Origin of the sequence: Streptomyces sp. NPDC058662 (assembly GCF_042716255.1) — a bacterium.
Classification (GTDB): domain Bacteria; phylum Actinomycetota; class Actinomycetes; order Streptomycetales; family Streptomycetaceae; genus Streptomyces.
Window position 1 is genome coordinate 70,444 of sequence record NZ_JBHXRU010000008.1, and the last position, 26,114, is coordinate 96,557.

Annotated in this window: 24 protein-coding genes and 1 pseudogene; 13 read left to right on the forward strand and 12 right to left on the reverse strand. The window is 71.1% G+C overall.

Annotation, left to right across the window (positions count from 1 at the left end; all coding sequences use genetic code 11):
• Positions 1-63: 63 nt before the first annotated feature.
• Positions 64-720, forward strand: coding sequence for a lysophospholipid acyltransferase family protein (locus ACFWUQ_RS05665; protein ID WP_384533229.1), 657 nt, complete (start codon positions 64-66; stop codon positions 718-720).
• A 17-nt stretch (positions 721-737) separates the two neighbouring features.
• Here ACFWUQ_RS05665 and ACFWUQ_RS05670 read toward each other — a convergent pair.
• The 4 genes and pseudogenes from ACFWUQ_RS05670 to ACFWUQ_RS05685 form a co-directional block, all read right to left on the reverse strand.
• Positions 738-1,046 (reverse strand): annotated as a pseudogene (locus ACFWUQ_RS05670) (oleate hydratase); the annotation flags it as partial.
• Positions 1,047-1,050: 4 nt separating this feature from the next.
• Positions 1,051-1,785: a hypothetical protein gene (locus ACFWUQ_RS05675; RefSeq protein ID WP_384533232.1), complete on the reverse strand. Its 735-nt coding sequence runs from the start codon at positions 1,783-1,785 to the stop codon at positions 1,051-1,053.
• 302 nt (positions 1,786-2,087) lie between these two features.
• Complete coding sequence (locus tag ACFWUQ_RS05680; protein WP_384533236.1) at positions 2,088-2,432, reverse strand: VOC family protein; 345 nt, start codon at positions 2,430-2,432, stop codon at positions 2,088-2,090.
• 259 nt (positions 2,433-2,691) lie between these two features.
• Entirely contained in the window at positions 2,692-3,252 is a 561-nt protein-coding gene (locus tag ACFWUQ_RS05685) for a TetR/AcrR family transcriptional regulator (RefSeq protein WP_384533238.1), read from the reverse strand.
• Between the two features lie 110 nt (positions 3,253-3,362).
• Between ACFWUQ_RS05685 and ACFWUQ_RS05690 the strand changes: the two genes are divergently transcribed.
• Together ACFWUQ_RS05690 and ACFWUQ_RS05695 are read left to right on the forward strand one after the other, a co-directional pair.
• Positions 3,363-4,049 carry an SDR family oxidoreductase gene (locus tag ACFWUQ_RS05690; protein WP_384533241.1) on the forward strand — a complete coding sequence of 229 codons (687 nt, stop codon included), beginning with the start codon at positions 3,363-3,365 and terminating at the stop codon, positions 4,047-4,049.
• A 58-nt stretch (positions 4,050-4,107) separates the two neighbouring features.
• On the forward strand, positions 4,108-5,112 hold the full coding sequence (locus tag ACFWUQ_RS05695; protein WP_384533244.1) for an NADP-dependent oxidoreductase: 1,005 nt from the start codon (positions 4,108-4,110) through the stop codon (positions 5,110-5,112).
• A 115-nt stretch (positions 5,113-5,227) separates the two neighbouring features.
• Here the strand turns inward: ACFWUQ_RS05695 and ACFWUQ_RS05700 are convergent, their stop codons facing one another.
• Entirely contained in the window at positions 5,228-5,659 is a 432-nt protein-coding gene (locus ACFWUQ_RS05700; RefSeq protein ID WP_384533246.1) for a GNAT family N-acetyltransferase, read from the reverse strand.
• Between the two features lie 214 nt (positions 5,660-5,873).
• Here ACFWUQ_RS05700 and ACFWUQ_RS05705 point away from each other — a divergent pair, with 214 nt between their 5' ends.
• The 5 genes from ACFWUQ_RS05705 (at position 5,874) to ACFWUQ_RS05725 (ending at position 10,423) form a co-directional block, all read left to right on the forward strand.
• Positions 5,874-6,074 carry a hypothetical protein gene (locus tag ACFWUQ_RS05705; protein WP_384533249.1) on the forward strand — a complete coding sequence of 67 codons (201 nt, stop codon included), beginning with the start codon at positions 5,874-5,876 and terminating at the stop codon, positions 6,072-6,074.
• 313 nt (positions 6,075-6,387) lie between these two features.
• Entirely contained in the window at positions 6,388-6,879 is a 492-nt protein-coding gene (locus ACFWUQ_RS05710) for an SRPBCC family protein (RefSeq protein ID WP_384533252.1), read from the forward strand.
• A 177-nt stretch (positions 6,880-7,056) separates the two neighbouring features.
• On the forward strand, positions 7,057-8,586 hold the full coding sequence (locus ACFWUQ_RS05715; RefSeq protein WP_384533255.1) for a hypothetical protein: 1,530 nt from the start codon (positions 7,057-7,059) through the stop codon (positions 8,584-8,586).
• A 176-nt stretch (positions 8,587-8,762) separates the two neighbouring features.
• Complete coding sequence (locus ACFWUQ_RS05720) at positions 8,763-9,179, forward strand: YciI family protein (RefSeq protein ID WP_384533258.1); 417 nt, start codon at positions 8,763-8,765, stop codon at positions 9,177-9,179.
• Positions 9,176-10,423 carry an RNA polymerase sigma factor gene (locus ACFWUQ_RS05725; protein ID WP_384533260.1) on the forward strand — a complete coding sequence of 416 codons (1,248 nt, stop codon included), beginning with the start codon at positions 9,176-9,178 and terminating at the stop codon, positions 10,421-10,423. Before ACFWUQ_RS05720 ends, ACFWUQ_RS05725 begins: the two co-directional genes overlap by 4 nt.
• A 145-nt stretch (positions 10,424-10,568) precedes the next feature.
• On the opposite strand, the gene ACFWUQ_RS05730 is transcribed toward ACFWUQ_RS05725, so the two are convergent.
• Together ACFWUQ_RS05730 and ACFWUQ_RS05735 are read right to left on the reverse strand one after the other, a co-directional pair.
• Positions 10,569-10,979, reverse strand: a complete 411-nt coding sequence (locus tag ACFWUQ_RS05730; protein ID WP_384533263.1) for a hypothetical protein — start codon at positions 10,977-10,979, stop codon at positions 10,569-10,571.
• 42 nt (positions 10,980-11,021) lie between these two features.
• Positions 11,022-12,236, reverse strand: a complete 1,215-nt coding sequence (locus tag ACFWUQ_RS05735; protein ID WP_384533266.1) for an IS110 family transposase — start codon at positions 12,234-12,236, stop codon at positions 11,022-11,024.
• Between the two features lie 247 nt (positions 12,237-12,483).
• On the opposite strand from ACFWUQ_RS05735, the gene ACFWUQ_RS05740 reads away from it, so the two are divergent.
• Complete coding sequence (locus tag ACFWUQ_RS05740; RefSeq protein ID WP_384533269.1) at positions 12,484-12,687, forward strand: hypothetical protein; 204 nt, start codon at positions 12,484-12,486, stop codon at positions 12,685-12,687.
• A gap of 421 nt (positions 12,688-13,108) precedes the next feature.
• Positions 13,109-13,765: a hypothetical protein gene (locus ACFWUQ_RS05745; protein WP_384533272.1), complete on the forward strand. Its 657-nt coding sequence runs from the start codon at positions 13,109-13,111 to the stop codon at positions 13,763-13,765.
• 42 nt (positions 13,766-13,807) lie between these two features.
• Here ACFWUQ_RS05745 and ACFWUQ_RS05750 read toward each other — a convergent pair whose 3' ends face one another.
• Positions 13,808-14,986 carry a tyrosine/phenylalanine carboxypeptidase domain-containing protein gene (locus ACFWUQ_RS05750; protein ID WP_384533275.1) on the reverse strand — a complete coding sequence of 393 codons (1,179 nt, stop codon included), beginning with the start codon at positions 14,984-14,986 and terminating at the stop codon, positions 13,808-13,810.
• 167 nt (positions 14,987-15,153) lie between these two features.
• Entirely contained in the window at positions 15,154-16,695 is a 1,542-nt protein-coding gene (locus tag ACFWUQ_RS05755; RefSeq protein ID WP_384533278.1) for an AMP-binding protein, read from the reverse strand.
• Positions 16,696-16,821: 126 nt separating this feature from the next.
• Between ACFWUQ_RS05755 and ACFWUQ_RS05760 the strand changes: the two genes are divergently transcribed.
• Entirely contained in the window at positions 16,822-17,232 is a 411-nt protein-coding gene (locus tag ACFWUQ_RS05760; protein WP_384533356.1) for a rodlin, read from the forward strand.
• Positions 17,233-17,433: 201 nt separating this feature from the next.
• Here ACFWUQ_RS05760 and ACFWUQ_RS05765 read toward each other — a convergent pair whose 3' ends face one another.
• Positions 17,434-17,823, reverse strand: a complete 390-nt coding sequence (locus tag ACFWUQ_RS05765; RefSeq protein ID WP_384533281.1) for a PleD family two-component system response regulator — start codon at positions 17,821-17,823, stop codon at positions 17,434-17,436.
• Between the two features lie 199 nt (positions 17,824-18,022).
• Here ACFWUQ_RS05765 and ACFWUQ_RS05770 point away from each other — a divergent pair, with 199 nt between their 5' ends.
• Positions 18,023-18,304, forward strand: coding sequence for a hypothetical protein (locus ACFWUQ_RS05770; RefSeq protein ID WP_384533284.1), 282 nt, complete (start codon positions 18,023-18,025; stop codon positions 18,302-18,304).
• 144 nt (positions 18,305-18,448) lie between these two features.
• Positions 18,449-18,952, forward strand: a complete 504-nt coding sequence (locus ACFWUQ_RS05775) for an FxLYD domain-containing protein (RefSeq protein WP_384533287.1) — start codon at positions 18,449-18,451, stop codon at positions 18,950-18,952.
• Positions 18,953-19,087: 135 nt separating this feature from the next.
• Here ACFWUQ_RS05775 and ACFWUQ_RS05780 read toward each other — a convergent pair whose 3' ends face one another.
• A complete protein-coding gene (locus ACFWUQ_RS05780; protein ID WP_384533290.1) occupies positions 19,088-19,441 on the reverse strand; it encodes a hypothetical protein in 354 nt (117 codons plus the stop codon).
• Positions 19,438-26,097, reverse strand: a complete 6,660-nt coding sequence (locus ACFWUQ_RS05785; protein ID WP_384533293.1) for a ricin-type beta-trefoil lectin domain protein — start codon at positions 26,095-26,097, stop codon at positions 19,438-19,440. Before ACFWUQ_RS05785 ends, ACFWUQ_RS05780 begins: the two co-directional genes overlap by 4 nt.
• Between the last annotated feature and the right edge of the window lie 17 nt (positions 26,098-26,114).

Below are 26,114 nucleotides of genomic sequence, written 5' to 3' on the forward strand. Positions count from 1 at the left end.
CCCGGCCCGCCGCGCCGTCCGACGATGGGGGCACCACACCGCGCCACCCGAACGGGGACGTCCATGCTCAGCCGAATCGCCGCCGCCGTCGTACCCGCCTGCGGGCACCTGACGGTCACCGCCGACGCGGGCGCGCACGACGCGACCGGCAGCATCGTCGTCGCCAACCACACCTCCTTGGCCGACCCGGCCGTGGTCGTCGCCGCGCTCCGCCGGTACGGGATCGACCCGGTCATCCTGGCGACGGGCGGCCTGTGGCGCGTACCGCTGCTCGGATCCGCCCTCCGCCGCGAGGGTCACATCCCCGTTCACCGCGGCACCTCGCGCGCGGCCGAGGCCCTCGACCTGGCGGCCGCCGCGCTGGCCGCGGGCCGCAGCGTGCTGCTCTACGGCGAGGGCGGCCTGCCGGGCCGCCGCGACGTGCGGGAGTCCGCCCCGGGGCCGTTCCGCAGCGGTGTGGCCCGGCTCGCCGTCGCCACGGGGGCACCCGTCGTACCCGTGGGCCAGGCCGGTGCCCGGCGGCTGTGCTCCGGCGGCGGCGTCAAGCAGCTGGCCGGCGCCCTCACCGCGCCCCTGCGCCGGCCCGACCTGCACGTCCACATCGGACGGCCGCTGCACCTCCCCGCCCGCGTACCGGAGGCGACGGACCGCGCCCGGCAGGCCGTCACCGTCGCATGGCGCACCGCGGCACGCGCCCTGGGCGAGCCCGCGGCCCACTAGGGCGCACCGAGGGCGGTTCAGCGGCGGTGCATGGTCCGCAGGGCTTCGCCGAGCACCTTGGGGTCGTGCTGCCCCTTGTGGACGGGCGGCGGCTGCCGGTCCAGCCCGAGCAGGGTCGTCACCGCGGTCCACGCCGTGCGTACGGAGTACTCGACGGTGAAGACCACGCCGTCGGGCACCTCCGCGAACTGGCCGATGAACGCCAGGTTGGTCGAACCCTCGGGCATCACCTCCGGCCGGTCACCCCGCGAGCGGACCAGGAACTGGCTGGTGATGTACGGCATCAGCGCCGGGACGACCACCGACTGGCCGAGGATCTGCGGGCGCTGCTCATCGGGTGCTGGTATGCGGGACGGCCACATGGGGAGCGGCTTCGCGGTGGGCGTCCGTGTCGAGGAAGGACACCATCAGGGGGCTGCTGCCCGTCGGGCCCCCGGCGCCGGCGCGCAGCCGGTACCGCTCGACGCGTACGGCGTCCCGACCGAGCGGGCCGCCGCCGGTGAACAGCGCGGCGGGCTTGGCGTCGGCGGCGAGGCGCAGGGCGGTCGGGCGCCAGGTGCCCGAAACCGGGTCGAAGCGCTCCAGTTGGAACCCGGGCCCGCCGGCGGGCGGGTCACCGGCGTCGCCGATGAGGGGTTCCATCTGGAAGGCCACCAGGACGTGTCGGTGGTCGACGGAGTTCCCGTTGCGCAGAGTGACGGTGAACTCCTGCGCCGGTCCGCCGCGTACGAGGGCCAGCCGACCGCCCCGGGTCTGGACCGCCACCGTCAGCCGGGTCGGCGCCGGGGGAGAGGAGGCGACCCGCGGGCTGGGCGGGGGCGCCGCGCCGGTCACGGACGCGCCGGCGGACGGCGACACCGGTGCCGAGGGGGCCGCGGACGCCGATGCGGTAGCGCTCGCGGCGAGGGACGCGGACGCGGATACGGAGGCCTGGGCCGACGGCGGAGCGGAGGGGGCGGCCGGGGTCGCGCCCGGCGTCTCCGCGCAGCCCGTGAGTCCGGCCAGCAGCGCGGCGCCCAGGACGGCGACCGGCAGGGACCGGAGCGGTCCGGTGGGGGCGGGCATGGGGGAGGGGCTCCTCGGATCGGGCTGGCTGGCCTTGGAACCTAGCAAGCGCGTCCCGCACGTACGAGCCCTCCGGGGCCTCGGACCGGCGACGTTTCGGTCACGGGAGCACCGCGGGCCGGCGTTCCGGCCACGGCCGCACCGCGGGCTGAGGTTTCGATCACGGCCGCTCACCGCGGGCCGGCATTCTGGTCACGGCCGCACCGCGGGCCGGCGTTCCGGCCCCGGCCGCCCGCCGGCTTGGCGGAGCCCGGGTCGGGTTCGTGCCGCGCGACCGCCGCGGAGCCGGCGGCCGGCTCCCGTTACTCGCTGACGAAGCAGAACTCGTTGCCTTCCGGGTCGCGCATGCTCCGGAAGGAGCCCTGGTCGTCGGTGACGGCCGGGCCGAGAGGCACAGCACCCAGGCGCACCGCCTCGGCGGCGGCCGCCCCGACGTCCTCGACGGCGATATCGAGGTGCAGCCGGTTCTTCCCCGCCTTCTCCTCGGGCACCGGCTGGAAGGCGAGCCGCGCGAAGCCGGGCACCTCCACGTGGGACCAGCCCCGGTCCCGGTCGACGGGGTCACCGCCGAGCAGCCGGGCCCAGAACTGGACCAGGGCTCGGGGGTCATGACAGTCCACGACGATCTGACGCAGGTGAGCACGCATGGACCAGACCCTACGGCGCCCGGCCTGGCGGGTCCGGGCGGCCCGGGCGACGACCGCGGTACCGCGGCCCGGCGGGCCCGAGGGACACCTGGATCGGGCAGCGGTGTGAACCTCAAGTCCAGGGTGAGGGTCGGGAACCAGAAGCTTCGCGGCGTGTTGATCGGGCGGCGAGTCGGGGTGAAGGTTCTTCGGGATGATCAGCGGTGTGCCGGGGTGTGCCCGAGCACCGCGGCGGGCCGCCCCGCACCGTGTCTTCCGGTCAGTTGGTGGCCGTCAGTGCCTCGCGTGCGGTGGTGAGGATCTCCTCGGAGAGCGGGGAGCCCTTGGTGGCCCGGGACAGGACGAGTGCGCCGAGCATGGTGCACAGCCGGGTGATGCCGTCCTGGTCCTCGGTGGCGAGCCATTCGGCGAAGTCGCGCACTCCCTCGGTGTAGACGCGGCGGGCCTCGCTGTCTCCGCCGTCGCGGGCCATGTCGGTGGCGAGTGCGGCGGCGGGGCACCCGTCTGCCGCGCTGTCGCGGTGCTCGGTGGAGAGGTAGGCGTCGATCAGCGCCCGCTGGGCGGCGTCGCGCTGCCCGGCGTACTGATCGAGCCCGTCCTTGTGGTGCTGGGCGAGTTCGCCGAACGCGTGCGCGGTGGCTTCGTCGATGAGTGCCTCCTTGGAGGCGAACTGCTTGTAGAAGCCACCGTGCGTCAGGCCGGACGCCTTCATGAGGTCGGCGACGCTGACGTCGGTGCCCTGTTCCCGAAAGAGCCGGGAGGCGGTCTCCACGACCCGTCGGCGGTTGTCCTGTGCCTGTGCCTGCGATACGCGGCCCATCAGTCGCCCCTCCCGATTGGATGTCGATTGCAATCTATCCTAGATGTAGTTTAGATTTCAGTCATCATCTATTCCATCCGGGCCGCGGGCCCTCGGCATCAGGAGCAGACATGGAACTGAAGGACGCGGTCGCGGTGGTCACCGGTGCCAACCGGGGCCTGGGGCGGCATCTCGCCGCCCAGCTCGTGGAACGCGGGGCCAAGGTGTACGCGGCGGCCCGCCGCCCCGAGACGGTGGACCTTCCGGGCGTCATCCCGCTGCGGCTGGACGTGACGGATGAGGAGTCGATCCGGGACGCGGCCCGCACCGCCCGCGACGCGACGCTCCTGGTGAACAACGCGGGCATCTCCACCGGCACGCCGCTGATCGCGGGCAGCCCGGACGCGGTGCGCCTGGAGATGGAGGTGAACTTCTTCGGTCCGCTCACCGTGACCCGGGCCTTCACCCCGGTCATCGAAGGCAACGGCGGCGGCGCCGTACTCAACGTGCTGTCCGTCCTGTCCTGGCTGCACCCGGCCGGCCTCGGCTCCTACGCCGCGGCGAAGGCCGCCGCCTGGGCGCTGACCGGCGCGGCCCGGGAGGAGCTGGCGCCCCGCGGCATCGCGGTGACGGCGCTGCACGTCGGATACATGGACACCGACATGGCCTCAGACGTTCCCGCCGACCAGAAGGCCGACCCCGCCGAGGTCGCCGCCCAAGCCCTGTCCGGCATCGAAACGGGACTCCCCGAAATCCTCGCCGACGAGACCACCCGGTACGTGAAGCAAAGCCTGGCCGCCTCCCCGAACGCGGCATGAGGAGTGTCCCCGAAGCGAGCGCAGATCCCCCCCCCGCGGACGAGAAACGGAGACGACGATGAAGACCTACCTGATCGCGGAGTACGGTGACCAGTCCGCGGTGCGCGCCGCCGCCATGCCCGAACCGGAGCCGGGTGCCGACGATGTCCTCGTCAAGATCCACGCGGCGAGCGTCAACCCGCTGGACTTCAAGATCCGCGACGGCGGCTTCAAGATGGTCCTGCCGTACCGTCTGCCCCTCGTCCTGGGCAACGACCTCGCCGGAGTGGTGGTCCAGGTCGGCGCGGCCGTCACCCGCTTCGCGGTGGGCGACGAGGTCTACGCCCGGCCCGACAAGGACCGCATCGGCACCTTCGCCGAACTCATCGCCGTCCACCAGAACGACCTGGCCCCCAAGCCGGCCACCCTCACCATGACGGAGGCCGCCTCCCTCCCCCTGGTCGCCCTCACCTCATGGCAGGCGCTGGTCGAGAGGGCACAGGTCCAGCCGGGCCAGAAGGTCCTGATCCACGCCGGCTCCGGCGGTGTCGGCACCATCGCCCTCCAGCTGGCCAGACATCTGGGTGCACACGTGGCCACCACCGTGAGCGCTGCCAATGCCGACCTGGTCAAGGAACTCGGCGCAGACGTCGTCATCGACTACCGCACCCAGGACTTCGAGGAGGTGCTGAACGGCTACGACGTCGTCCTGGACACCCTCGGCGGCGAAACCCTGGCGAAGTCCCTGCGGGTCCTCAAGCCCGGTGGGAAGGTCATCAGCATCGCCGGGCCCCCCGACGCGGACTTCGCCCGCGAGCTGGGCGCGAACCCGGTCCTCCGCCAGGCGATGAGGGCGCTGAGCTACAAGACCCGCCGCCGCGCCAAGCGCCAGGGCGTGACCTACTCCTTCCTGTTCATGAAGGCCGACGGCGACCAACTGCGCGAACTCACCCGGCTCATCGACGCCGGAGCGATCCGGCCCGTCGTCGACCGCGTCTTCCCCTTCGACCAGACCCGCGAGGCCATGGAGTACGCGGAGAAGGGCCGCGCCAAGGCCGGCAAGGTCGTCATCGCGATGGTGTGAGGACCGGCGCCGCTCCACCACGGACAGGCCGGGCAGCGAAAGGATCCCGCCTCCCCACCACGCCTACGCTCCGCACCACAGGAACCGACCATGGGTGCACCACGCAGCCCCGGGGTCAGACGAGAGGCTTGGTGAAGTTGAAGGCCGTTACGGACATCCGCTCGCGGAAGTAGAAGCGGTGGGCCTCGGTCCGGTGGGTCCCGGAGTCGAGGTTCAGTGCTGTGCAGGCCGCCTCCCGGGCGTGCCGCTCCAAGTGTGCGAGGAGGCCGTGTCCGACGCCCGAGGATCGGGAGGCGGCGGCGGTGACCAGGTCGTCCACGTACAGCTTGCGGATCTGACTGGTGTTGGCGACGATCCGCCAGCCCGCCGCGCCCACACACGCACCCTGCGCGTCGTACGCCGCGGTGAACCGCAGCCCCTGGCCGCTGCCCTCCGCCAGGACCTCGCGGAACAGTTCCTCGGTCAGGTGGGGGCGCAGTTCGCGCAGCACGGGCAACAGGTCTTCGGTGAGCCGTGGGTCGCCGGCCTCCAGGTCGATGATCTTCATGGGGCGAGCGTATCGGCGACACCGAGGCGGTACGCAGATCCGGGCGGGGCGGGGCGGGGCGAGGCCGGGCGGGACGGCCGGCTCCGGCGGCCGCACCGTCGGGGCTTCGGCCAATCGGCTTGCCCTCGGCGGTGCCCGGCAGTGCGGCGGGACACGGGGACGAACCTTCCCTAGGTTCAGGGGTGCCCCCTTCGACCTCTTGAAAGGTGGATCCATGCGCTCCATGCGTACCGTGTTCTCCGTCCTCGCCGCCGGCGCCATCGTCCTGGGCGGTGCCTCCGCGGCCTCCGCTGACGTGGTGGTCACCGCGCCGGCGGAGTACTCGTACACGCTTGTCTTCGGCGACTGGCTGCAGTTCGCGGCCGACGACGTGTTCAACGCGGGCCACGACAACACGGTCGGCTCCAACAACTGACCTGCTGTCCGACGCTCGCCCGGCGCCTGAGTCCTGACCGGCCGACCCTCTGTGCGGCATACGTCCACGGAGAGGAGGACCAGGCGCCGCGCGAGCGCACCAGGCCCCCGTTGCGGCACTCGGAGCCCGGACACGGACGGCGATCTCCCCCGCGCGTCGTCTCGATAAGGGGCACCCGCTGCCCGTCCTCGGGTGCCGGTAGGAACCGTGTCACAGCCGCAAACGGCGGTGATCTTGTTGAGGCATCCCTCGTGCGGGCGCGGGAGAGATCAGTAGAGTCGCCCGTTCACTCAGTGATGTGGAGGGATGCGCCGTGAAGTACACCGTCTCGATCGAGGTCGCCCTGCCCCGGGAGAGGGTGGCCCAACTGCTCGCCGACCCGGCACACATGCCGAAGTGGCTGCGGGGCCTGGTGCTGCACGAGCCGCTGAGTGGCGTGCACGGGCAGGTCGGTACCACGTCGCGGGTCGTGATGCAGATGGGGCAGCGGACATTCGAGTGCACCGAGACAATCACGCGCCGGGAACCGGCAGATCTGCACGGGATCCCGACAGAGAGCGTCGTTCGCTTCGACCGTGAGATCGTCGGCGAGGGCATGTGGAGCGCCGTGCGCGACCGGCTGACCGAGGCTGGTCCGGAGACGACGCTCTGGGCGAGCGAGAACGAGTACCGGTTCAGCGGTTTGCTGATGCGGCTGGTGGGGTTCCTTGTGCCCGGCGCGTTCCGCAAGCAGTCACTGCAGCACATGCAGGACTTCAAGGCGTTCGCCGAAGAAGGAAAGGACGTCCGCGAAGTGAAGGCCTGATCTGCGTCGCCCCGGGCAGGGCGGCCGCGATACCGGCGGCTCCGTCCGCAGGGGCACCGGCAGGTGCGCATCCGTCCCCGTTCGGGGAACGCGCGAAGTTCTGGAGGGGCGGGTCTGACGACGGCCGCGGTCGTACTCGGGCGGTCCGGTTCTGAGGCGAGGTGGCAGGATGGCGCGGTGTTCGACTCTCTGCGGGAACCGTGGCTGCGCGGCATCGCCCTCAATCCGGCGGCGCCCTCCGACGTACTGGTACGGCTGTTGGACCGGGCGGCCGGTGAAGCCGGCCTGCTGATGTGCGAGGGCCGGGACCTGCCTGACGCCGTCATCGACGCGGTCCTGCGCCATCCGGACTACGTCGTCCGCCGCACGCTCGCCCGCAACCGGTACGTCGACCCGGCTCGGCTCGCCCCCTTGGCGACGGACCCGTCGGGGATCGTCCGCGGGTGGCTCGCCTCCGGCCCCCGCCCCCGGTACGACACCCGCTGGGTCCGACCGCTGCCGGACGACATCCTCGTGACCCTCCTGATGGCCCAGGACGCGGGCGAGGACGGCAAGGTCACCGAGAAGGAGATCGTCTGGGAGCTTGATTCGTCCCGGCAGATCCCGCTGTCCTTCTTCCGCTCCATCGCCGGCCACAAGCATCCCGAACTCCGCATACGGGCGACTTGGAGGTGGGAGTCACTCACGCCGGCGCAGCGGGCGGGGCTGCTCGACGATCCGGACCCCGCGGTCCGTGAAGCGGCGCACGACAGGAACTGGGTGGCGGATCCGGAACGGGTGGAGGCCAGGCTGCCGTCCTTCGGCTCGCGCAACGCATTCCTGTTCGACACGTGTGCGTTGTCCCCCGCGCTCGTCGAGCAGTGCTTCGCGGACGGCACGGTGCTCCCCTTGGCCCGGAACCCGTACACCCCGGCCCACGCCCTCGCCCGGCTCGCCCGACACCCCGAGGCGGAGGTCCGTGCGTCGGTTGCCGTCCGGCCCGACGTGGGACCGGATCTGGCGGCGGAGTTGGGGGAGGACCCGGACGAGTACGTGCGGATGTGCGCGCGGCTCCACCCCTTCCCCCGTACCTGGGCGGAGTACAGGGCGGTCGATCAAGTCGTCGGGCACGGTCCTGACTGCACCTGCCCGATCGGCGAGCCGTTCAACAAGCCGGATAGCGAACCGGGCGTCGGGCCGTCTCCCGACTGGTTCGCCTCCTGCGCGGTGTCCGAGGAACCGATACTGCGCCGGGTTGCGGCAAGTTGGCCCGGCCTGCCGGCGGAGCTCGCTGAAGCGCTCGCGAAGGACGACGACGAGGAGGTGAGGATCCGGCTGGCCTGCCACCACCCGATGGCTCCGCCGCAGCTCCTCCTGGATGTCTTCGTCACCCGCCGGGCCCACCGTCCGCACCTGCGGGACCTGCCCGCGTTCCCCCGTACCGGCTGGGCTCACCTCGCCAACCACCCGGATCCCGAGGTACGGACCCTGGCCGCAGCCGATCCTGCCCTGCCCGACCCCCCGGTGGAGGACCCCGACGCGTCGGTGCGCCTGGCAGCGGCCACCAATCCCGGCCTGTCACCGGACGTCCTGGAGACCCTCCTCGCCGACCCCCGTACCGCCGGGGGCGCTGCGGCCAATCCGGCCCTCCCCGTTCCGCGCATGCACGCACTCCTCGACCACTGCCTGAACGGCGCCGCCGCTCCGCCGGGGGCCATGGAGCGCTGACAGCCTCCGGGGACCATCGACTGGCGTCGACACACCAGACCGGCGGCGCGCTCGACCATCCAGGACGGAACCGTCTCGCGCGGTCGCGGCCGGCATGTCGAAATGGGAGGGGCGGCTCCGACGTCCCCTACGAGAGCCCCGGACCCGGGACTCGCGAGCAGAAGGAGCGGCACCCCATGAAGTACATGCTGATGGTCCTCGGCAAGCAGGACGACTACGAAGCCATGGCCGGCCGGGCGAGCGCCGACAGCCCCGCTTGGTCGCAGACGGAGCTCAAGGCCATGTACGACCACATGCAGGCGCTGAACGACGACCTCGCCGAGTCCGGCGAGTGGGTCGACGGCCAAGGCCTCACCGCCCCCCGCCATGCCCGGCTGGTCACGGCGGGCTCCGACGGCACCCCGGTGGTGTCCGACGGTCCCTACGGAGAGTCCAAGGAGGTGCTCGCCGGGTACTGGATCGTCGACGTCGCCGACTTCGCCCGCGCCGCCGAGATCGCCGCGCGCGCCTACGCCTGTCCCGTCCCCGAGGGCTCCCCGAACTACCCCGTCGTCGTCCAGCCCGTCGACGAGGGGACCGGGCCGCAGATGTGACGGCGGACCCCGCGCCCCCCGCCGAGGACCTGCTGCGCCGGCTGGCGCCGCAGGTCCTCGGCGCGCTCATCCGCCGGTACGGCCACTTCGACGCCGCCGAGGACGCCGTCCAGGAGGCCCTGCTCGCCGCGGCCCGCCAGTGGCCCCGCGAAGGGCGCCCCGCCAACCCGCGCGGCTGGCTGATCCGCGTGGCCTCCCGCCGCCTCGTCGACGAGCTCCGCGCCGAGGACGCGCGCAGACGCCGCGAGGAGAAGGCCGCCGCGCTGACCCCGCGCGACGCGTTCACCGCGCCGCCGCCGGGCGAGAGCCGCGCCCCGGCGGAGGACGACACCCTCAGACTGCTCTTCCTCTGCTGCCGCGCCGAACTCGCCCCGGCCGCCCGTATCGCGCTGACACTGCGCGCGGTGGGCGGCCTGACCACCGCCGAGATCGCCCGCGCCCAGCTGGTGCCCGAGGCCACGACGGCGCAACGGATCAGCAGGGCCAAGCGCCGGATCAAGGAATCGGGGACGCCGTTCGGCATGCCGGACGAGGAAGAGCACGCCGAGCGCCTCGCGGACGTGCTCCAGGTGCTCTACCTGATCTTCAACGAGGGCTACACCGCCAGCTCCGGCCGCGACCTCCAGCGCGCCGACCTCGCCGCCGAGGCGATCCGACTCACCCGGGCCGTCCACGCGCTGCTGCCAGCCGACGGCGAGGTGTCCGGCCTCCTCGCCCTGATGCTCCTCACCGACGCCCGCCGAGCGGCCCGTACCGGCGCTGACGGAAGCCTGATCCCCCTCGCCGACCAGGACCGCACGCGCTGGGACCGCGCCGCCGTCACCGAGGGGGTGGCCCTGGTCAGCGAGGCCCTCACGCGCACCAGGCTCGGCCCCTACCAGCTGCGCGCCGCCATCGCGGCCGTCCACGACGAGGCGGCGAACGACGCGGACACCGACTGGACCGAGATCCTCGGCCTGTACGAACTGCTGCTCCGCATGGTCCCGGGGCCCGTGGAGCGGCTCAACCACGCGGTCGCGGTGGCCATGGTGCACGGGCCGGGCCCCGCCCTGGCCCTGCTCGCCGCCCTGGAGGACGACGAGCGCATGGCCGGTCACCACCGGCTGGAGGCCGTACGGGCCCACCTGCTGGAGCGTGCCGGCGACCGGGAGGCGGCGCGCGCCGCCTACACCAGGGCCGCCGCGCTCACGCTCAGCCTCCCCGAAGCCCGCTACCTCCGGTCCCGGGCCGTCCGGCTCGCGTAGGACCGACCCGGAGCGTAGGCCCGCGGACGGCGGCGGTACGGGGCTCCGCCGGTGACGGGGAAAACGCGTCCGCATGACGGACACCGCGCACGGTTGATGCTCCTATTGGCAGTCAAGGGGGCCCGAGAACCTGGTGGTGGTCCGGTCAGGTTTGGTAGGGGTGAAGGGCGACGCTCTCCGATCCGACGTTGATCTCAACCCAGGACTCGTCCAGGCCGCTGGGGATCGGTGCTGCCAGATCGAACAGCACAGACCAGGGGCCCATCTTGAGATGTGCGGCGCCGTCTTCCGTGTGGTGGAGGAGGCCGCGCATGATCACCCGGTCGCCTTCCTGTCGGAGTTCCGCCTCGGCAGAAGAGGCCAGCCGGGTGTTCTGGCCCCAGTGGACGTCGTCGTCGACGGTCCATTCGACAAGGTGCTGGCCGTCTGCCTCTTGCGGGTCACCGCCCCAGAGCACCACGACGGACCCGATGGGGGTGTGAACCCGAACTGTCATGGGCCGCTGCGAGGTCTGCGGCAGGCTCTGCGTGCGGACGAACATCGCCTCATCATCCATGACGTGGCGTCTCAGGGACGAGGAGTTGTTCGGTGGCCGAGGTTAAGCGGCGGTGAGCCAGTCGCGGTAGGCGTTTGCGAGGTCGTCGTCGCGGCGTGTGCCGCGTTCTATGCAGGAGATCACCGCAGGCCAGACGCCGAAGTGTTCTGCGACGGTGGTGAGGGTGATGTTCTTGGCCTGGCGTGCGGGTCGGAGGTCGGCGATGTCCGGGACGGCGACGGGCGTGGTGAGGTAGCGGAAGATCTCCCGGGCGATCGCCCGCTTGAGCAGGCGGATGATCTCCTTCTTTGTGCGTCCGGCGGCGGTCTGACGGGCGACATATTCACGGGTGCGGGCGTCGCTCGACATACGGACGAGAGCGATGCGGTAGAGGGCTGAGTTCGCTCCGCGGTCGCCGCCCCGGGAGAGACGGTGGCGGTTGGTCCTGCCGCTGGAGGCGGGGACGGGCGCGACGCCGCAGAGGGCCGCGAAGGATGCCTCCGTGCGCAGGCGGTCAGGGTTGCCGCCGGCGGTCACCAGCAGCTGGGCCGCGGTGTCGGGGCCGACACCGAACGCGGCGCGCAGGCCGGGGTTGTGCTCGGTGGCGGCAGCGTCCAGGGCCGTGGTGAGGGTGTCGTGTTCTGCGGTCAGGGCCTGGACCCGGCGGGCGAGGGTCTTCAGGGCGGTCAGGAGGGCGACGCGCGGTCCATCGCCCGTGGGACGGAGTCGGGAGATCGCGTCGACCTGCGTCTTGCCGCGTAGAGCGGTGTACTTGACGCGGATGTCGTCCGGGGCGGTGATGAGGATGTGCGTGATCTGGTTCAACGTGGCGGTGCGGGCTTTGACGGCGGACCGTGCGGCGTTGTGGAGGGCGCGCATCCCGCTGACGGTGTCGTCCTTGGGTATGACCGATGCCCGGCCGGACAGAGCGGCGCGGGCGGCTGCGTAGGCGTCGATGGGATCGGTTTTGCCGATCCGGCGCCGTTCGGCCTTGTCGGGCCGGTTGACCTCGATCACGGTGAGGCCCGAGTGTCGGGCGGCGCGGGTGAATCCGAGGCCGTAGGAGGAGGTGCCCTCGACGCCGACGGCGGTCACCGTGCCGTGGGCGTTCAGGAACGCGATCGCCGCGGCGTATCCGGCTGCCGTGGTGGGGAACTCGGCGTCGGTGACGTGGCCGCCCCGGTCGGTGATGACAGCGACGTGGATCGTGTCCGCGTGGGAGTCCACTCCGCCGAACACCGCATCCAGTTCTGCGGTGGGCGTGGTTATCGCTGTCATCCTGTGAGCTGCCTTCCCGGGCCGGAGGTGACACCGGCAGGGTGGGTCAGACAGGACATTGAGGGGGCCTCTGGCCAAGCTCCTATCAGGTCATGTTCCACCTGGCCGGAGCCATGGAGAACGGGTCCCGGCAGCCGGACAGAACAACCGCAGGACAGCCCAGCAGGGCGTCAGTCAGACCCTGAGCCACGACCACCGGAACCCGCTACGAGTATCAATGTCAGACCCCCCGCCTACTCTTGATCACGTGAGCCCGACCTCTGACACCACGACCTCCGGGACCCTGTCCCCCCTCGCGGCCGACCGCCCCCTCGCCGAGATCAACGCCGACATCCGGGGCCTCTTCGCCCGCGCCGAGGGCCGGCTGTCCGACGCGGAGCGGATCCGGCACGCGACGCTGCTGCTGGAGTGGGCCGCGGCGATACGGGCTTCGGTCGTACCGGCCGCGTAGGACGGGCGCTTCCGCCGACGGCGGCCCCGCCGCGCACCCCCCGCACCGTGAGGCGCGCACCGGAACGGCTCCTGCCGCGCCCTCCGCGTTTCGGCCATCAAGGGCCTGGATCAGGCCAAGTGGCGCAAACACCTCCTCCCGCCCGGCCCGCTTTGGGAAGCTGCTCCCGCCGGATCGAGTCCGCGGAAACGGTCGAGGACCGGATCGGTCCGGCGGTGAGGAAAGGTCCGTGGTGCGAGTGGACTTACTGTTCGGCATCGCTGAAAAAGTCGTCGTCGCCGCCTCGGCCTCGACGCTCTCTCTTGTAGGAATGCGCCTGTTCAGACCTCGCATCACACTCTCCCCCGATATCGCGGCCAAATGGTCCGTGGAAGGGCAGGGGCTCCGGTACAGCATGAAGTTGGTCAACAGGAGCCGGCGCATGCTCGTGGATCTGAGATTCGAGCTGGTCCTCGTCTACGAGAACGCCGAGGGCAGGAACAAGACCAAGCTGATCATGCGCGACCGCCCGGACCCGATGTCCATCAAGGGGCGCAGTTGGCGCAAGCAGACCGAGAACGTCTCCGGCGTGTACACCGTCGCCTACAGCGAGGACATCCTGGCCCTCGTCGCCGCGCGCACGCTCGCCGGCACCCGACCGGCGCATTTGCGGTTCCGGTGCTTCGCTCGCGACGGGATGTCCGGCATCGGGAAGCAGTTCGAGATGAAGTACGAGGGGCCCCTGGAGCGCATCCTCTACGGCAGTTTCGAGAAGGGGAAGAGCCGCCGGGTGATCCGCGAGGAACCGCACGAGGGCTGGACGCGCAAAATGGCGCTCTTCGCGCCGGACGCGTCGCCGGCTGACAGCGGGTTGCGGGCCCCGGCCGTCGCCACGGGCGGGAAGGCGGACGGAACAGCTTCCGAAACGGTTCCGGGACGGCGCGCCGACGGGGACCGGGCTCCGGGCTCCCTCGGGCGCGACCCCCACGGGGACCAGGCCCCGGCCACCCTCCGGCGCGACCCCGACGGCGACACGGCCCCGGACACCGCCGCGCTGGATGCCGGGCCGTCCGACGGGGACGCCGAGCCGGCCCGTTGAGCACCGTGGGGCTGGGCCGGGGGAGTGCGTCCGGCCTCCGGCTCAGCCCCCGACGACCGTCCGCACACGGGCCACGAATTCCTCGTCCGGCCGCCTGAGGTCGTCGCCGAGATGGTCGAGTACTCCGGCGTCCCGCAGGAGTTCCAGCCGGTGGAGCGGCCACTTCGAGCTCATCAGCAGGTCGTGGTCGTCCGGACGGGCGCTCAAGTGCCGGCCGAGCATGCGGAAGCCCGCCAGGTACACGTGGTCCTTGACGAAGCCTCCCGGCTCCGACGTGTCGACGAGGCCGCGTTTCACCCGCACGGCCACATCGAAGGCGGTGACCACCGATGCGTACGGCGCGAGGGCCTCGACCACGTCGGTGAAACTCCCGCGCAGCGCCGCGTCCACGGCCACCACACGCAGGGCGAACCGCCGGTCGAGCGCGCCGCCGTTCGCCGCCCGCTGCTCGTTCCAGACGGCGAACCCCTCCTCGGTGGCCGTGTGCCCGGAGAGTTGCAGGCCCAGTATCCGCGCCCCCCGCACGGCGTTGACCCACCGGAAGACGTGCGTGCCTATCTCGTGGACGACGAGCCGTACGAGTTCGTCCCGCGAGAGCCGGATGTCGGGCCGGATCCGTACGGACCGGTCGGCTGTCGACACGCTCATGCGGGCGGCCGCGCCGGGTTTGAGGCGTACCGTCCAGTCCGTCAGCCGCTCCCGCGCCAGGACGGCCGTGATCGCGGACGCGGCGGCGGCCGCGTTCAGCACCGGCTCCTCCTCCTCCGGGCTGTGTGCCCGCTCCTGGTCCGGTCGCGGGTCCGGCCGTTCGGAAGCCCCTTCGAGGACGGCGAGCGCGTCGGCGAGCAGTGCCTCGTCCGGAGCGCCGTTCTCCCGCGTCGTGGCCTCCGTGATCCGCGCGCCGTCATGACTCGCGCAGGCCAGGTACCTGTCCAGGTGCCGCGCGGCCTCCTCCGCGATCAGCCGGTGCCAGGGGTCGTCGTGCGCCGCGCCCTCGGCGACGATCTCCCGCAGGGCCCGCGACGCGCTCCCGTCGGCCTCGCGGTAGGTGAACCTCGGGCTGTCCGGAACGCCCCGCCCGGCGGCGCGGAGGAAGCGCTCGCGGTGGCCTTCGAGGTCGTCGGGGAGCACCACCGCCAGCAGCGACAGTCCGGCGGTGGCGGCCTTGTACCGGCCGGCCGCCGAGTCGGCGCGCCGCATCCGGTCGATCTCGGGGTTCACGCCTGGGTGCTCCGTACGTCGCGGCCGTGGTGGTCGCCCGGTCATCGGCGACGGCCGCGCCCGAGCCTGCTCCAGCTCCCTGTCCCCCTCTCTGTTCCCATCTGTTCGACTACTAAGCGGCAAGACCGTTCCCCGGACGCGCCGTTCGGGCCATCGCGCCCCGGCCGTCACGGGCCGTCGGCGTCCACCGCGCGGGCGCGCAGCCGCCGCTTGTCGGGCTTGCCGCGTTCGGTCAACGGGATGTCCGTCACCCAGAACACCGCTGTGGGCCGGTGCGCGGGGGCCAGGGCCCGCTCCACCAGGTCGCAGGCCTCCTCGGCCGCGACCGGGTCCGGTGCGCGGTCCGGCGCCGGGACCAGGAAGGCGCACACCTCCTCCCCCGTCAGATCACTGTGCCGGCCCACCACCGCGGCCCGCGCCACCGCCGGATGCCGGGCGAGCGCGGCCTCGACCGGTACGCAGTACACGTTCTCCCCGTCGACCATCACCACGTCCTTCACCCGGTCGTCGAGGTACAGGTACCCGTCCCCGCCCAGGTGCCCGACGTCGCCCGTCCGCAGCCATCCGTCGCGCAGCGCCTCGGCCGTCGGCCCGGGCCGGTTCCAGTAGCCGGCCATCATCGCCGCCGACCGCGTCCACACCTCTCCGGTGCTCCCCGCCGGCACCGCCGCGCCACTGGCGTCCCGTACGTCGACCTCGACCCCCGCGACGGGCCGCCCGACGGAGGCGAGCAGCTCCGGCCGGTCCGCGACGGCCGCGTCGTGGTCGGCGGGGGTGAGCCGGCAGACCACCGCGGACTCGTTCATGCCGTAGCCCTGCTGCCACCGCCCGCCCCAGCGGGTCACCGCCTCCCGCAGCCGTTCGGGGTGCACGGGAGAGTCCCCGTACGAGATCCGCTCCAGTCCGGGCACGCCGTCGGCCGTGACGGGATCGTCCAGCAACCGGTAGATCATCGAGGTCGTCAGGTACGTGGCCACCGGGCCCAGCCGCAGGCACGCCGCGGCGAATCCCGCGGGCGTGAAGGGTTCCAGGATCTCCACCCGCCCCCCGGCCCGCAGCTGCTCCAGGCACCGGCCGCCCGACCGCTGGGCCAGCGAAGTGACGGACAGGTAGACCGACTTGGCCCACTCCGGGTCCCGTACGGTGTTCCGCGCGGCCATCGCGGCGAAGGTGGAGGCCACCCCCTTGGGCCGCCCGGTGGTGCCGCCGGTGTAGGTCACCCGGGCCACGTCCTCCTCGCGCGCCCGCACCGCCACGGGCACGGGATCGCGCAGGGCCGCCCGGCGCAGGGCCTCGTCCAGCGCCAGCTCGGGGACCCCGGTCCGGGGCACGGGAGCCTCGTGCAGCACCAGGTCCGGCCGGCAGTCCCGCAGGATGAACTCCAGCCCGTACAGGGCCGGTCCGGCGATGACCTGGGTCAGCCGTGCGCCCAGGAGGTGCGCGGCGAGGCGTACCCACAGCACCTCGGGCCGGTTCCGGGTCGCCACGCAGGCCAGGCCCGAGCCCCGCCCCACACCGGCGTCCGCGAGCACCCCGGCCAGCCGGTACACGCGGTCCAGCACCTCCGCGTAGCACTCGACACCGGATCCGGGTCCCGGTCCGGACCCCGAACCGGGTCCCGGTGCTGATCCGGTGCTGATCGCCGGCCGCTCCGCGTACCGCTCGAACGCCGCCACCAACTCCGTGACATACCGCGATCGCCCATTCATCACCCAGGTCCCCCTCTCCCTCGCCCGTTTCCCGCGGCCGATCGGGTGAAACGGCGCAACCCGCCGGGGGGCCGCGCGTTGATCACTGTGCTCACCCCCGTGCACTCGTGCAACAGAAGGACGATGATGATCAAGAAGATGATGGCCACCGCCGCCGCCACCGCCTCCATCCTCGGTGCGGGCGCCGCGCTGGCCGCTCCGGCCATGGCCATCGGCAACGACAACGGGATCAACACCGTCAACGGCAACGGTTCCCAGCAGATCTACGGCAACCAGCAGACCCACGGCGACCTGAGCCCGCAGCTCAGCCTGGTCCAGGGCACCCTGAACAAGCCCTGCATCGGCCTGCCGGCCAAGCTCAACGTCCAGTCGGTCCTCGCCCTGGTCAACGTCGGTGTCCAGGACATCAACGTCCTGTCCAACCCGCAGAACCAGCAGTGCGTCGAGAACTCCACCCAGGCCAAGGGCGACGAGCCGCTCTCGCACATCCTCAGCAACATCCCGGTGCTGTCGGGCAACCTGTCGAGCGGCAGCTGACACGCTTCCCCTTTACGAGCCGGGGCCTCCGACGCTTGCGCGAGTGCCCACGGGGCCCCGGCTTGCCCCACCCGGACCCGCGGATCCGACCCTTCCGCATGGGCACCCGACACGACGCACGAGCCTCCCGCCGACCGGAGCGGGAGGCTCTTCGGCGTCCGGGAGCCTCTACGGCGCGAGCTCCTCGCGCGGTACGTGCCGTCAGCCGGCCGAGGGCCGGGCGAGGCGCTCGACGCGGGTCAGGAACTCGGTGGGATGGAAGGGCTTCGCGAGGCAGTCGTCCACACCCGCCTCCCGTGCGCGGGCCGTGCACTCGGGGTCCGCGGGCGGCAGGGCCAGGATCGGTGTCCGCCCGAGGGAGGGGTGCCGGCGGACCTCCTCGAACAGGGCCACCTCGTCCAGCCCCGGCCCGGTGCGCTCGCACACCAGCAGGGCGATGGCGCCGTCGCCCTCCAGCAGGGCGACGGTGTCCGCACCGCTCCCGCCGTCGACCACGGCGAACCCCCGGCCGACCAGCAGGCGCTCCAGCAGAACCCGGAGCGTGCGGTCCTTCGCCACGAGAAGGATCTTGCCCGGGGTGTCGCCGCTCATCGTGTGCCTCATCGTCTGCGTCTTCGTACGCGTCTTCGTCCGCGTGCTCTGCTCCCGACGAGCGTACGAGAAGGACAGGCCCGCCCGTACCGCCCGCCCGTACCGCCCGCCCGTACCGCCCGCCTGGCGCGGGCCGGGCGACACGGCCGAAGGGGGCGGGGTCCTTGCCAGCCCGCGGGGGGCGTGTCTAGCTTCGGGCATGACCACTGAGCCGCAGCGCTTCGAGATCCTGCTGGTGCCCGAGCACATCGAGAACCTGGGCCGCGCCAAGGCGACGGACAAGGCCCTGCGGTCCGCCGTCGTCGAGGCGACCGGCGGGATGGGCGCCTCCGGATACCCCCGCTACCGCGGTGAAGGACTGGAGGCGGACATCGATCCGCGCACGCGCACCGTGGAGGCGCTGCTCGTCGACGGCGCGGAACTGGACTACGGACTGAAGGCCGTCATCGCTCCCGAGCCGGACCCGCACGGCGGGCGATGAGCGCACGACGCCGGGCGGCTAACCCCTCGGACCGGCGCTCCGCCCGGCGGCCGCCTCACCGTAGCCGTGGAGCGCCCGCCGCGGAGTCGGCCGCCCCTCCGCACCCGGGATGCGGCCGCGCCGGTCCGGGCGGACCCTGGACCCATGTCGCACCAGGAACCCCCACCCGGCTGGGGGCAGCCTCCACCCCAGCCGGCGGGCAAGCGCAATACGGGCAGGATCGTCGGCTTCTCGTGCCTGGGCCTGATCGCACTGTTCGTCGTCCTGGTCGCCGCCGTCCTGCTCATCGGCGGTACCAGCGACCCGACTCCAAAACCGGCCCCGCGCACCCCCTCGCACCCGGCAGGCCACTCCGCGGCCCCGGAGCGCGGCACCGCGGGAGACGTACGGATCACCAAGTGCGCACTCGACTCCACGCTGGACTGGGCCGATGCCCGCCTCCTCATCGAGAACCGGTCCAGCAAGACCAGCGACTACTCCGTGCAGATCGAGTTCGTCAACGCGGCCGGCAAGCGCCTCGGCGACGCCTACGCCTCCGTCGACGCCCTGGCGTCGGGCCAGAGCGCCGAGGTGACGGCGCAGGGCCTGGACCGCATCACGGAACCGATCACCTGCCGCATCGTCGACATCGACCGCTGGGCCTCCTGACCGGCCGACCGGCACCCGGCGAACGGCGAAGCCCCGCCGGGACATTCCCGACGGGGCCTCGTTGCATCACTACCGCGGGTTTACAAGTCCTTCCGGCGGGGCCCCTGATGCCCCGAGATCTCTTATCGGAGCGCCTTACGGGCTTGTAAATTCGCGGCCTGATGTCCCATTTTCGTTGACCGAGAGCAGGGCGCTCTCGATCGCATCGCGAAGATGCGAACGCGCGTTTCCTGCGTCAGCCTTTCCCAGCAGGATCGGAAGGAATTCCGCATCGGGATAGCCATCCCCCTCGGCATCCTTCATTGCCCACACCTGCAGCCAGATGGCGATCATCATCTCATTGCAAGCTCGGGCTCGTTGCAGCGCGTCCGACGACTCCTCCGAGAAAATGAAGCGTGCTGATGTGCCCAGCCGATGCCCCAGGGCGAGCAGGAACGCTTCCTTGGACTCGGACTCCAGCACCGCAAGCACTCGATCTCGAATGTTCATTGATCCATGTCCCAGAAATCCTCGTCCGTCATCGGCTGGTTGCTGCCAAAGGGTTCGCGAGGCAAGGAATCAACATCGTATCCACGATCCCGCAGAACCTTGATTCGAGTGTTCCCGTTCGCGATCGTCCCGTCCGGCTTCACTCGCAGCGCCTCCCTCGCTCCCGGCCGCAATGAGAAGAGGATATCCTCCGTGTCCTGCTTGCCCCAGAAGTCCAGTGAACTCTTGTCGAGCGAACTGTCAGGGTGCAACGACTTCAGAGGCGGATCGCAAGGGCCGGAATTGTGGACGAGGACCGGCGTGGCCGCCGCCAGCACATAGTACGTGTGGAGGGATGCGACGGTCAGGTTGTAGGTGCGCTGCTCGGACTCGAAAGCGCGGGTGGCCTTCAGAGTGACGGCGGAGCCGTCGTCCGTGCGGAGCGTGGAGCCGGGGCGCAGGGCGGCGGCGTCGGTCCAGGTCCGGTCCGACTCGGACCAGAACGGGTGGTGGCCGGTGGTGACGACCGAGGAGGCCGTGGCACCGGTGGCCAGGGTCAGTTCGACGTAGTCCTTGTCGTTGTCCGTGGAGATGACCGCGGATACCGGCTGGGCTTCAGTCCTACCCGTTTCCGGATCGGTGGCGAGGACCAGGTCACCGTTCTCCAGGTCCTCGATCGCCTTCGAGCCGCCGTCGGCCAGCAGGACGACTGTGCCTGCCGGGAAGCTGTTCGCCGCGTTGATGAGGCATTGGATGGGTACCCCGCCCTTGCCCTTCTTCATCGAAGCCTTGATGCCCTTGAACACGACCTTGGCGACCTTGCCGAGGCCGAAGGTGGCCGCGGAGATGCCGACGTCGACGGAGAGGTCGATGGCCGCGTCCTTACAGGCCTCACCGCTGCCGTTCCAGCAGTCGATCGGATTCCTCAGGCCGATCACTTCGAGGTAGTCGACGTCCGCCGTACCACCCATCCAGCCCATTTGACCGGCTGCGCCGCAGAAGCCGTTCGTGTCGTCCGCAGGTGACAACCTGGTGCTGCACGTCATGCGGGTCCAGGTCTGCAGATCCTGTTCGTAGGCGTGCTTGGCGCTGGCGAACCGGTACTTCGCGATCATCTCCGCGTGCGTGGGAACGTACTGGCCGTTCACCGTGATCGACTTGCCCTGCTTCTTGACGGTGACCTGAGCACCCTTGCCGCCCGCGCTGCCGTTGCCCGTAGGGGTGGGCGGCTTGGGCGCGTTCTTCGTCTTGTAGTCCGGGTCGTAGTCGCCGTAGGTGCCGTTGCTGCCGGAGCAGTACCCGGCCCCGAAGCAACTCTCCAGACCCGTCGGGTCGCTCTGGTTGATCGGGTCGCCGTTGGAGTACGTGTACCCGTTCATCTGGAGCGGGTCGGCGATGTCGATGACCGGGTCGACCGAGAGGAAGCGGCCGGTCGAGGGGTCGTACTCGCGGGCCCCGATATGGGTCAGGCCCGTGGTGTTGTCGTCGGTGCCCACCCCCAGGAAGGTGCGCTTGTCGGGCCACTGGTTCTGCTCCCCGCCGCGGACGTTGCCGTACGGGTCGAACTTGCGGCGGCTGATCGCCTGGCCGGCGGCCTGGTCGATGGAGGTGGTGCCGGTGCCGTGGTGGTCGGACACGGTGACGGTGAGCGTGTGGCCGGTCGTCTTGCCCAGGGTGCGCCGGATCGTGGTGGGGCTGCCGGGGCTGCCGTAGTACCGGACGGCGTCGATCGCCTGTCCGGCCTTGTTCACGGTGATCTGGGCCTCGCCCAGGGAGAGGGTCCGGCTGGAGCCGGTCTCCTGGATGAGGCGGTTGCCGTCGGCGTCGTGGATGTAGGTGGTGGTGTCGCCGAAGGACCACTGCTGGTTGGGGCCGCCTGCGCAGGCGAACAGGATCAGGTCCGTACCGTCGGTGGTGGTGCCGCCCGGAACGTCCACGCAGGTGTTCGTGGCCGGGTTGTGCAAGGTCTTGTCGGCAGGCCGGTACACGAACTTCTGGGACGGGGTTCCGTCGCACACGGCCAGGCGGACGGCGCCGCCCCGGTCGGCCAGGCACTTGTCCAGGACCCGTACGGTGTCGCCCGACAGACGGAACTGCTGGGCCTTCGACTCGTTGCAGGTCCACAGCTGGATCGCGCTGCCGTCAGTGGTCCGACCGCCGTCGAGGTCCAGGCACTTGCCGGCCAGTCCGGTGACCGCGAACTTGCCGATACCGGGGCTGACGGCCTTGGTCAGCTTGTTCTGCCGGTCCCATTCCAGGGTCTGGGTGTCGCCGCCGATGGTGCGGCGGGTCGTGTTGCCCGCGGCGTCGTACCCGTACGTGGAACGCAGCGAGACGGTGGAGCCCGGGTCCCGGGTGACCGCGTCGACCTGGGTCAGCGCGTGCGGCTTGGTGGTGACGGGCGGCTGGGAGCCGCCGCCGGGGACGGTGACGCCGTAGGAGTACGTGTACTCGTCGTCGAGCGCCGGATCGGTCAGGTCGTGCGAGGTCAGCTTCGTGCGGTTGCCGATCGTGTCGAACGTGTACGACTGGCGGTAGCCGTCGCCGTCCGGGCCGGCGGTGACATCGTCCTTGACCGGGCCCGTGCAGGTCTTGCCCGTCCAGGCCTGGGTGAGCTGGCCCATCGTGTCCTGCGTGAAGCACTGGCGGTCGACCCTGCCGCCGGGCTGCGTGTCCGTGATCGAGTTGATGTTGCCGACGACGTCGTAGGCGTACGCCAGCGCGCTGACCCGGTTGTGGTTCGCCGTCTCCCGGTCGGTGATGGATTCCTTGAGCCGCCCCGTGTTCCGGTTGTACAGGCTGGTGGCCCAGACGCGGGTCGGGGCATTGCCCGACGCCGTGCGCAGCACCTGGCCGAAGGGGCTGTAGACCGTGTCTGCCGTGTACCAGGACAGGCCCGACGTGGTGACCGCGGCGCCGTCGGCGTTGTACCGGGTGATGAGCTTTTCGGCGGCCAGCCCGCCGGGAGTGGCGGGGAGCCCGATCGACTGTGCCTTGCCTGTGCGCGTGTAGGTGTTCGTGTAGCTGTAGGTACCGGCCAGACCGGTGGTGGCCGGGGTGTCGGGGATGACGGTCTTGGTTCCCGTGGGCCGGTACTCGCTGTCGTAGCCGGTCACCGCCGAGACGAAGCCCTTGCCGTTCTCGTCGAGTCGCGTGGCCGCGACCGGCTTCCCCTTGCCGCCCGGAAGAGTGTCGAAGGTCCAGGTCGCCACCAGGCGGCCGTCCGACGTGTCGTCCCGCTGGGCCACCTTGCGGCCGAGGGCGTCGTACTTGAAGTGCTGGGCCCGCCCTGTGGCATCACGGCTCCAGGTGACCTGGTCGAGGTCGCTGTGGACGAACTCGGCCTTGCCCAGATCGGGGTCGACGGCGGTCTTCTGGTTACCGCGCGCGTCGTACGTGTACGTCCAGCTGTTCGAGGCGGCGTCGGTCACCTGGGCGAGGTTGCCGCGCACGTCGTAGGCGTACGTGGTGTCACGCCAGGTCATCGGGCTGCTCGTGGTCAGGGCGTGCTGCGACTTGACCGTCCGGCCGAGTGCGTCGGCCGTGGTCTTGACGGCCTTGCTGCCCTGGAGCGGCGTCGGGCTCGCACCGGCCGACATGGCCGTGCGGGTCAGGACCCAGTCGCCCCCGTATTCCGTGGTGGTGGAGTAGGGGGTCTGGGTGGCGTCGCTGTACAGGTTGGTCGAACGTACGACGCGGCCGAGGCCGTCGTAGGCGGTCTGCGTGGAGCTGGGGACATGGAAGACGGTCTCCGGGACGAAGATCTTCTTCTCGGGCTCGCCCTCGGCGTAGTAGCTGTTGTCGACCTGGCGGACGGTGCCGTTGGCGCTGTGCAGGGTGTCGACGACCAGGCGGCCGCCGCCCAATCCCTCGGTCTGGTTCTGGCGCGGGCGGAGCAGTCCGTCGAAGAGGGCCACGGCGTTCTCGTACGTACCGTTGTCACGCAGGGTCCTGCTCGTGACGACGGTCGGCTCGTGTTCGCTGACCTGGTACGCGAACGTGTGCGAGGCGAGGTCCGAGGCGGGGTTCTGGGACGGGGTCCAGACCGCCGTGACACGGCCGAGGCCGTCGTATGTCTGGGTGACCTTGCGCCCGTTCGCGTCGGTGGTCTCCAGCGCGCTGCCGCGGCCGGGGTCGACCTTGGTGGTCGTGGTGTGCCCGAGCGCGTTGGCCGTCGTCACGCTGAACGGCGTGCCGGTGGCCGGGGTGAAGACGGAGGACGTCGGGTTCCCCGCCGCGTCGGAGACCTTGGTCACGCGGCCATAGGCGTCGTACTCGGTACGGCTGGTGGTGACCCATCCGGTGCCGGCCCCGTTCAGGGTATCGACCTGGACGGGATTGCCCTTCACCGGGGCGACGCCGAAGGCGTTCAGCGCGTCGTAGGACGTGCGGGCGTCGGCGAGCACGGTTCCGGCCGCGGTCTGGGTGCAGTCGCCGGCGGTGCTGCGCACATGGTGGGCGAGGCCGATGAGGTGCGCCGCCGTGTTGTGGACGTAGCTGGAGGTCGAGCAGGTGACTTCCTCGGTCGTCCAGCCTGTGCCGTTGGAGCTGAGGGTCTCCATCTGACTGCTCGTCGGCAGACCGTACGCCGGGTCGTAGGTGTTCCGGGTCCGGGAGAGGAAGGTCCGGCCGCCGCTGACGGCCCGAACCTTCTCCTGCCGCTCCGTGCCGACGCGGTACGCCTTCAGGTCCGTTGTGCCGGGCCTGGCCAGGGACGCGGTCTCCTTGCTCGTCGGCCAGGTCAGCTCACGCGAGTGGACTGCGCCGTCGGCCTTCGTGAAGGTGATCGTCTCGGCCGCGAGCCCCTGGTAGCTGGGCAGGTCCTCGCCGAGATCCTGGGTGCCGGTGGAGTCCTTGACGTAGACCTTCGCGCGGCCGCCGTCGCCGGACATGCCGCGGAAGAACCTGACCCGGTTCTGCGTCTGCTCGGTGGCGTCCGGCTTGCCCGTGTTCTCGGTGACGCCCTTGCGGATCAGTACCGAGGCGTAGCCGCGCCACTGGTTGTAGGTGCGCAGCTCGGGCTTGGACCACTCGTCCGTGTCCTTGCCCCAGGCGGCGCCGCCCTCGTAGGTGTAGCTGGTGGTGACGTCGGGCTGGCGCGCGACGCGGTCCTTCTCGACCACACGGTCCACCACGTACTTGTTGAACCACTCCAGCGGAGGGCTCTCCAGGTCCGAGTCGGGCGACCAGTGGACGGGGAAACAGCGGGTGGTGTTCTCCTCCGGCTTCGGGTGCGCGGTCCCCACTGCGCACGGGGCGGAGTAGTCCACCTGGATGTCGCCGCCGGTCTCCGTGCGGATGGTCTCCACGCGGAGGCGGTCGAAGTCGGGGGTGGCGTCCGTGGTGCTCTTCGCGACACGGTTGGGCATGTCCTGCACGTTGGCCAGGAAGGAGACGGCCGGCAGCTTGTCGGTGAGCTGGTTGCCGCCCGGGTCCGTCCGCGTGCTGTAGCCGGTGCGGGAGATGGATTCCAGCCACAGCGGCGGGTGGGTGTCCGTGCGCTGCTTCGGGAAGGACTGCGTCAGGTTCCAGTGGTCGACCCGGGACAGGCTGGTCGAGCCCTCGGTGCGCTGCGCCCACGTGGTGACCGAGGTCAGGCGCTTGCGGGTCCAGAAGGTCGGGGAGGTGACGTAGCAGTCCTCCTTGACCTCCTTGCAGTGCAGCGTGGACGGGGTGTCCCACCAGACCTGCTTGTCCTCGTAGTTCTTCGACTCGAACTTGGCGTTCGCGCAGGCGGTGGCGCCGGACTCGATGCAGCGTTCGTCGACGGTGAACTCGACCCGGGCGGCGGGTGCTCCGGCGAGGTTGTCGCCACGCAGGCCGTAGCTGATCGCCAGCGGGTAGCCGCCGCGGGCGTAGGAGACCTTCTCCTTGAACTTCTCGTTCTTGGCATAGCGGTTGGTCTCCCTGGCCCAGTCGATGACCATCGCGTTGCCGTTGACGTCCTCGACGTAGTCGAGGTTCCAGCGCCACGCCTGTTCACAGAAGGAGGCGGCGTAGGTGGAGGCGTGGCAGGGCTCGCCGGGGTGGTTGCCCACGACCGGCACCGTGAGCACGGAGTCGGTGACCGTGCGGGTCTGGCCGTCCTTGGAGATGTGGGCGCCGACGGCGTGACGGCCGAAGTGGTAGCGAGTGCCGTCCCGGGTTGTGACAACCCAGTTCTCGCCGTCCTTCGCGCCGTTGCCGTTGCCCGGGTCGGTCCTGAGCTCCACGCGGGCGCCATCGTCGGAGGCCGGGATCCATTTGCCGCTCGCGGCGTCGCGGACGAGTTCGGTGTTGCCGCCGTTCAGCGACATCACCACGCGGTCGCCGGCCCAGCAGAGGTCGGCCTTCTTCTTGTCCGTGGCGTTGTCGTTGTTCGGCGCGCCCGGGGTGTGTTTGCGGTCCTGCGAGCAGGAGCGGTACTGGCGCTCGATGAAACCGGGCTCGTACCCCCAGCCGTCACCGATCCAGGACGCCTGCCCGTTGGCGACGGAGGTCCTGCCGTCCACCGCCTGCGAGGAGTACGAGAACGCGATCTTCGGGACCGGGCCGACCTGCGTGGAGGGAACCCCCAGCGGATAGGTCCAGGAGAACCCGCCGCCGCTGCCGCCGGCGGTCCAGCTGCCGGAGGGTGTGAGGGAGGTGGCGGTGTAGGTGCCGCCGGCGCCCGAGCCCGAGTCGGAGGCGGCCAGCACGACCGGGCCGCCGCCCG